At 65.6% G+C, this 6,642-nt stretch carries 8 protein-coding genes; 2 read left to right on the forward strand and 6 right to left on the reverse strand.

Going from position 1 to position 6,642, the window contains the following annotated elements:
• Nucleotides 1-508: 508 nt before the first annotated feature.
• The 6 genes from HMPREF3092_RS02805 to HMPREF3092_RS02830 all read right to left on the reverse strand — a co-directional run bounded on the left by HMPREF3092_RS02805 (nucleotide 509) and on the right by HMPREF3092_RS02830 (nucleotide 5,694).
• Nucleotides 509-1,351 (reverse strand): cytochrome c biogenesis CcdA family protein, encoded by an 843-nt coding sequence (locus HMPREF3092_RS02805; protein ID WP_070423769.1) that lies wholly within the window; start codon nucleotides 1,349-1,351, stop codon nucleotides 509-511.
• Nucleotides 1,348-1,947: a TlpA family protein disulfide reductase gene (locus tag HMPREF3092_RS02810; RefSeq protein WP_070423770.1), complete on the reverse strand. Its 600-nt coding sequence runs from the start codon at nucleotides 1,945-1,947 to the stop codon at nucleotides 1,348-1,350. Before HMPREF3092_RS02810 ends, HMPREF3092_RS02805 begins: the two co-directional genes overlap by 4 nt.
• 67 nt (nucleotides 1,948-2,014) lie before the next feature.
• The gene (locus HMPREF3092_RS02815) at nucleotides 2,015-2,578 is read right to left on the reverse strand and encodes a vitamin K epoxide reductase family protein (protein WP_083274218.1); all 564 of its coding nucleotides are present in this window, start codon (nucleotides 2,576-2,578) and stop codon (nucleotides 2,015-2,017) included.
• Between the two features lie 52 nt (nucleotides 2,579-2,630).
• A complete protein-coding gene (locus tag HMPREF3092_RS02820; RefSeq protein ID WP_070423772.1) occupies nucleotides 2,631-3,278 on the reverse strand; it encodes a DsbA family protein in 648 nt (215 codons plus the stop codon).
• A gap of 38 nt (nucleotides 3,279-3,316) precedes the next feature.
• On the reverse strand, nucleotides 3,317-5,317 hold the full coding sequence (locus tag HMPREF3092_RS02825) for a heavy metal translocating P-type ATPase (RefSeq protein WP_083274217.1): 2,001 nt from the start codon (nucleotides 5,315-5,317) through the stop codon (nucleotides 3,317-3,319).
• On the reverse strand, nucleotides 5,314-5,694 hold the full coding sequence (locus HMPREF3092_RS02830; protein WP_031306883.1) for a Cd(II)/Pb(II)-sensing metalloregulatory transcriptional regulator CmtR: 381 nt from the start codon (nucleotides 5,692-5,694) through the stop codon (nucleotides 5,314-5,316). Before HMPREF3092_RS02830 ends, HMPREF3092_RS02825 begins: the two co-directional genes overlap by 4 nt.
• A gap of 56 nt (nucleotides 5,695-5,750) precedes the next feature.
• On the opposite strand from HMPREF3092_RS02830, the gene HMPREF3092_RS02835 reads away from it, so the two are divergent.
• Both HMPREF3092_RS02835 and HMPREF3092_RS02840 read left to right on the forward strand, forming a co-directional pair.
• Nucleotides 5,751-5,930: a bile acid:sodium symporter gene (locus HMPREF3092_RS02835; protein ID WP_370919357.1), complete on the forward strand. Its 180-nt coding sequence runs from the start codon at nucleotides 5,751-5,753 to the stop codon at nucleotides 5,928-5,930.
• Between the two features lie 170 nt (nucleotides 5,931-6,100).
• Nucleotides 6,101-6,634 carry a DUF4365 domain-containing protein gene (locus tag HMPREF3092_RS02840; RefSeq protein WP_070423773.1) on the forward strand — a complete coding sequence of 178 codons (534 nt, stop codon included), beginning with the start codon at nucleotides 6,101-6,103 and terminating at the stop codon, nucleotides 6,632-6,634.
• The last annotated feature ends 8 nt before the right edge of the window (nucleotides 6,635-6,642 follow it).

Raw genomic sequence — 6,642 nt, forward strand, 5'->3', positions numbered from 1 at the left:
GGCCGGAGCTGCGGGCGCTGCCTGTGCGGCCCCACCAGCGAAGGCGGAACCGAGCAGGACGGTGCCGAGGACGGCGGCGCCTCCGGTGCCGCGCAGGGCGCGTCCGCTGTGACGAGGGGGGGTGACTGCGCGGCCGGCCGCGCGATGGGAATTGCTCGTGGCCATGAATGTTCTCCGTGAATATCCCCGAGTTTATGCACGGGGTCGTCTGGCATTGGTTCGCGGCAACGTCGACAGCAGAGGAAGCGTCGGGAAGGAATCTCGCACCTCGTCACCGGTGGAACCAACGTACCGACCGAAACACCCTCGCAATAGCGTCATGTGCGACCCCGACCGACGATTTCGCCTTCTCTTGAACACTCTCGCCACATGGGCCCCGGGGCCACACCCTCTCTTTACCAAAGCGCGATGCCGCAATGGGGTAGACGTCACGAGTCGCAGTCGAGGTGGACGTACCCCATGTCGGTCACCGGCAGCAGAACGGCAGGAGAGAATGCCTTCGTGAGGCTCACACGACGGGCTGGAACGTGGCGATGGAACCTTGCAGCTGATCCATCCATGAGGCCCACACCCCCGTGAGCAGCAGCAGGCCGATCGCCATGAGTAGCGCCCCGGATAGGACTCCGATGAGGCGGCGATGGCGGGCAAGTGCCCTGCTCACGCCCATCGCCCTGTCAAGCAGCAGGGCGCTGAGAACGAAGGGAACACCCAGTCCGAGCGAGTACGCGAGCGCCAGGGTCGCGCCCCGAGCTGCGGACCCTCCGTCGGCGCCGGCATCGAGAGAGAGGGCGATGATCGCGGCGTAGGTAGGGCCGATACATGGGGTCCAGCTCAGCCCGAAGACGAAGCCCATCAATGGGGCTCCCAGAAGGCCAGCATCAGGACGTTTCCTGGACACCTGGAAATTTCCTGTCAATCGAGGGAACACGCCCATGAAAATGAGTCCCATGAACATGACGACCACGCCTGCCACCCGATTGATCCATACTGCGTGCGCCTGAAGGAGATATCCCATCGCGCCAGCGAATCCGCCCAGCGCCATGAACACCACTGCGAACCCCGCGACGAACAGCAAGCTACCGCCCAGCATTCTCCCAGTTCCCTCACGGAAAAAGGTCATCGGTCGTCCCGCACTCCCGGTATTCCCACGGGTGCCCCGGGTTGGCTCGGTGGTCTTCAGTCCTTGTCCGGCGAGCCCGGAGACATAACCGAGGTAGCCCGGCACGATGGGCAGCACGCACGGTGAGAGGAACGCGATCAGGCCTGCGATCGCGGCGACGGTGATGGCCAGCAAAAGGGACCCGGACAGGGCGATCGACTGGAAGGTCTCCGCGAGTCCGTTGATGCTCACGCGGCTCCTTCGGCGAGAACGGCGTCGAGCATCGATCTCAGGATGGAAGGGTCGATCGCTCCAGAGATCCGACCTGCGACTCGGCCGTCATGGTCGAGGACGAGAGTAGTGGGAACTGCGTTGGGCGCGACTTGGCCGCGCAGCTGGTACATGATCTCTGCGTCAGAGTCCGGCAGCGAAGGGTACGTGATCCCGTAGGTCTCCTCGAAGGCCCCGGCGGGACCTGCCGAGTCACGGACGTTGATCCCGATGAACGACACGCCCTGGTCGGCGTACTCCTCGTGGATCGCTTGAAGATCCGGGGCCTCCACCCGGCATGGCGGGCAGGAGGCGTACCAGACGTTGACCACCAGCACCGATCCCCAGTGGTCTGAGGAGTCGAACCGTTCGCCCTCGTAGCTGGTCCCGGTGAACACTGTGGGTTCGGCGCGATCGGCGGGAGCGATCTCTGTGGTCACGCCGTTGCCGGAGACGTATCCGGCGTCCTCGGAGTCGTAGCGGTCTCCGGTATCAGTGTTGCCGCAGGCAGTGAACAGACCGGTGGCGGTCAAGAAACCGGTGGCGTACAGAATCCGTCGCCGGGAGTGGGCGCGCATGTGCTCGCTCCTTCAAGGTGATCGAGAGGGGATTGGTGGGTGGGCGGAGATGTGAGCTCTCCGGCGCTTAGAACAGCGTGGACCAGTAGTCCCAGAACCTCACGGCGATGAGTGCCATGATCACGAGGTACCAGGCCACAAGCATCGGGATGCGGAACTCGATTACGAGACGGGCACCCCGGCGAATGGCCGGGGTGGAGCTGTCTGCCAGAGCGCGGAGATAGTGAATCGTGGTGAACCAGAACAGCGGGATGGTCACTGCCCACACGACCATGCAGTAGGGGCACAGTGCCCCGATCTCGTACAGGCTCTGCCCGATCAGCCACTGCACGAAGAGCACCGCAAAGGTCACGCCTGCCTGGATGAGCACACTCATCCAGCGCGCCACACGGGCGCCGGCGAGGAACGCGAATCCGAGCGCGAGAACGGCCGCGAAGCCGGCGATGCCGAGGATCGGGTTGGGGATGCCGAAGGCTGAGGCCTGCGGGGTGTCCATCACGGAGCCGCAGGAAAGCACCGGATTGAGACTGCACGAGGGGACGTAGCTGGCGTCCTCGATCAGAGCAATCTTCTCGACCAACAGCACAACGGCCATGACCAGGCCGATAGCGCCGCTGACGGTGAAGAGCATCCCCAGGCCGCGCGGAGCCCTCGAATCCCGAGGCTCCCCGGCGGCCGGGCCGTCAGCCTTCAAGTGCGGCATCGAGAGGATCCGTGAAGTCCTCGACGCGGGTGGGCTCCAGGCGCTCCCCGTCGACGAAGAAGGTGGGAGTGCTGGTCACGCCGAGCGCCTCCGCGTCGGCAGCACTCTGCTCGATGCGTTCGAGGGTGGCCGGATCGTCATAGACTTGCTCGAAGCGTTCCATGTCGAGCCCGAGCTCCTCGGCGTACCCGAAGAACGCCTCCCGCTGCGAGGTCTCCTGGTGACTCCACTCGGCGGAATTCTCGAACAGCGCCTTGTACATGGCTTCGAACTCGCCCTGCTCTCCGGCGGCCTCAGCCGCCTTGGCGGCTTCGACAGAATTTCCGTGCAACGGCAGGTACCGCACCACAAAGGTCACGCGGTCGCCGTACTCGGCACGAATCTCCTCGATCGTGGGGTACAGGGACAGACACGCCTCACATTCGAAGTCCAGGTACTCCACGAAGACGGCATCGCCACCTTCGGACAGCCGGGGACTGTCTTCTCGCACGAGCTGGGCCGACGCGGATCCCGTGTCCTCGGCCGGCGCCGATTCCTGCTCATCGGGGTCGAGGAAGATGATGAACCCGGCGAGGACCAGCGCAGCCACTGCGATCAGTCCGAGAGTGAATTTCGTGCTCCTGCTCATGCAACGGGCCTTCCGACAGTTGACGTCTCACGCAGATCCTACCCGACCGGACTGGACGGCTCCTGCGCGCCTACCCCTGGAGTGCGTGCGGCCCGCATGCCATTGGCGATCACCACGACCTCGGCGACCTCGTGCACGAGCACCACCGCGGCCAGACCCAGCACCCCGAACAGTGCTAGTGGGAACAGCACCACGATGATCGCCAGCGCGAGGACGATGTTCCCAGTCATGATGCGGTGACCCCGGCGAGCATGAGCTAATGCGGCAGGGATCTGCCGCAGATCAGTGCCGGTGAAGGCGACGTCGGCCGACTCGACTGCTGCTGCCGTGCCGGTCGCTCCCATCGCGATGCCCACCGTCGCTGACGCGAGGGCCGGCGCGTCGTTGATGCCGTCTCCGATCATCGCGGTCGGAGCCTGCTCCGAGAGGCGACGGACGTAGGCGGCCTTGTCAGCGGGCAGCTGCTCGGCATGGACTTCCTCGATGCCGGCCTCTGCCGCGATTGCGTGGGCGGTCAGGGCGTTGTCGCCGGTAAGCATGACGGTGCGGATGCCTTGGGCATGCAATGCAGCCACCGTCGCGGCCGCCTCGGGACGCAGCTCGTCGCGGATGCCGACAGCGCCGATCACATGGCTGTCCTCCTCGACCATGACGACGCTCATGCCACGCGATGCCATCTCGTGGGTGCGGTTCCCGAATTGGCCAGGGGAGATCCAGCGGGGACTTCCCACGCGGATCACCCGGCCATGGATGCTTCCGGTGATGCCGTATCCGGGGACTTCCTGGACGTCGTCAGCGTCCACCGCGGCATCCGTTGCGGCGAGGACTGCGGCGGCGAGGGGATGGGCGCTGGCGGACTCGAGAGCAGCGGCCGCCGCGAGGACCTCCTCGCGGCTGCGGCCTTCACTTGTGGCGACGTCCACGACGCGGGGTTCGTTACGGGTGAGCGTCCCGGTCTTGTCCAGAGCCACAGTGCGGATCGCCCCCAGCTGTTCGAAGGCGGCGCCGGACTTGATGACCACGCCGAGCTTGCTCGCGGAGCCGATCGAAGAGATGACCGTCACCGGCACAGCGATGGCTAACGCGCAGGGCGACGCGGCGACGAGCACCACCAGGGCGCGCTCGGTCCAAGTTGCCGGGTCTCCGGTGAGGACGCCAATGAGTGCGACCAGTGCGGCGACGATCAGCACCACCGGGACGAGGGGACGGGCAATGCGATCAGCGAGGCGGGCACGTTCACCCTTGGCGGCATGGGCCTGCTCGACCAAGCGCACGATCTGGGTCAGTGAATTGTCCCGACCATCAGCAGTAGCGCGTAGCGCTAGCGAGCCCGAGCCGTTGACGGAGCCCGCATGCACCTCGTCTCCGGGGCCGACCTCGACCGGTATGGACTCGCCGGTGATCGCCGAAGTATTCATCCAGGAGCGCCCAGAGAGGATCACACCGTCCGTGGCAACCTTGTCGCCCGCACCGAGCAGGAGCACGTCCTCGGTGCGGACCTCTCCGGCCGCGATGGTCTGCGGCCCGCCCGGACGTGAAACGCGGGCAGTCTCGGGGATGAGGGCAAGCAGCGCCCGCAGGCCTTGCTTCGCGCGATCCATCGACCGGTCCTCCAACGCCTCCGCCAGAGAGAACAAGAACGCCAAGGCCGCGGCTTCACCGAAGTGCCCTAACAGCACCGCACCGAGCGCGGCAATGGTCATCAGCAGGCCGACGCCAAGCCGACCGCGTCCACGGCCCTGCACTAGGCGACGCAGAGTGCCGGGGACGAACGTCCAGGCCCCGGCCAGCAGGGCGAGAACGTGGGCCGCGAGACCGGCTGTATTGAGTCCTGCCCATCCCGTCAAGAGCCCCAGCGCCCACAAGACACCAGAGGTGATCGGCAGCAGCAGTGCGCGATCGTGCCACCACGGTGAGAGCTGTTCGAGCTCGAGTGCCTCCGGCGGATCCGTCAGGCCGCTACTTCCGCAACATGCATCCTCCACCACTGGGGCCACGGGCGGTGCGGGCTTCTCGGGGCCGCAGCATTCGTCGCTCATCGCGTGCCCGCCTTGGAACGCACCTCGACGGAGGCATCGCAGCACAGCGGGATGCCGCAGTCCTCATCGGTGCACGGACGGCCATCATCGACCGCCAGCACAGTCTCGACCAGCCCTGAGAGCGCCTTGGTCAGATGCGCGTCGGCGATCTCGTAGCGCGTGCGCCGCCCCTCGGGGGAAGCGACCACGATGCCACAGCCGCGCAGGCAGGAGAGGTGATTGGACACGTTGGTACGGGTCAGCGACAGCTCTTCCGCCAGTACGGCGGTATAGCCGGGATGGTCGAGGATCGACAGCAGGATGCGGGACCGGGTTGGGTCGGCCATGGCACGGCCGAGACGATTCATGACCTCGAGGCGCGAAGCTTTAGTCAGCATGCACTGACCATACAGCTGCGGCTGCCGCCAGCGGTACCGCCTTGACGCGGGCAGTGATGTTCTCAGCCGCCACCCGCAACTCACAGATGGTCCTCCCGCTCGCGCTATCGCTTCCCGATGCCCTGGCGATCGCACCACGCGCAGTGGTTACTCAGACTCTCGTCGAACTCATCGCCATGATCGTCCTCGTCCGCCTCCTACCTGCCACCGTCCCGAGGAAGACGACAATCCCGTAACTGGTCGTTTAGGACACGGGTGCCCGCCGGGATGCCCCTCGGCGGTGCACGCAGACTGCAACGTCGCCACGAGCTGCGTTCACCGCTGTGCGCGGCTCGGCGGAGAGTAATTCTCAACCGAACGATGCCGACCCCCGGTAACGGCATTGCCTATCTGGTGGGAGGGTGTGATGACTCGTCAGCCTGACAGCGCGCGGGTGGCCCGTGCGGCAGTCACGCACACGGCGCTGGCGGTGGAGGACGAGCTGAAATGGGTGTTCCGGGAGCAACCAACGGAGGACTTCGGTATCGACACTCACGTGGAGGTCATACACCAGAATGTGGCGACAGGGAGGCTTCTTGCGCTGCAGATCAAGGGTGGCGAGTCGTGGTTTGCGGAGAATGTGGCGGGCGGGTGGTGGTTCCGGCTCGATCCCTCTCACTACGACTACTGGACGCGCCATTCGCTGCCCGTCGTGGTGATCCTGTATGACCCGCGGACGCAACGGTGTCACTGGCAGCTCGTCACGGATGTCACCGTGGAACGTGGGCCACGAGGCGGCTTGAAGCTGCTCGTTCCCGAGTCGAACGTACTCGACGCGTCGGCAACGACGGCGCTGCGAAGGGCGTCATCCGGCGCGCCTTACGCGCTGCGACTCCGGCAGTTGCAGCTCGCGAAACCGTGGATGCAGCTGTTAGGTGTACTAACCGGGGACGTTGGTTGAGTTTGTGT

Source organism: Brevibacterium sp. HMSC24B04, assembly GCF_001806835.1.
Lineage (GTDB): Bacteria > Actinomycetota > Actinomycetes > Actinomycetales > Brevibacteriaceae > Brevibacterium > Brevibacterium ravenspurgense.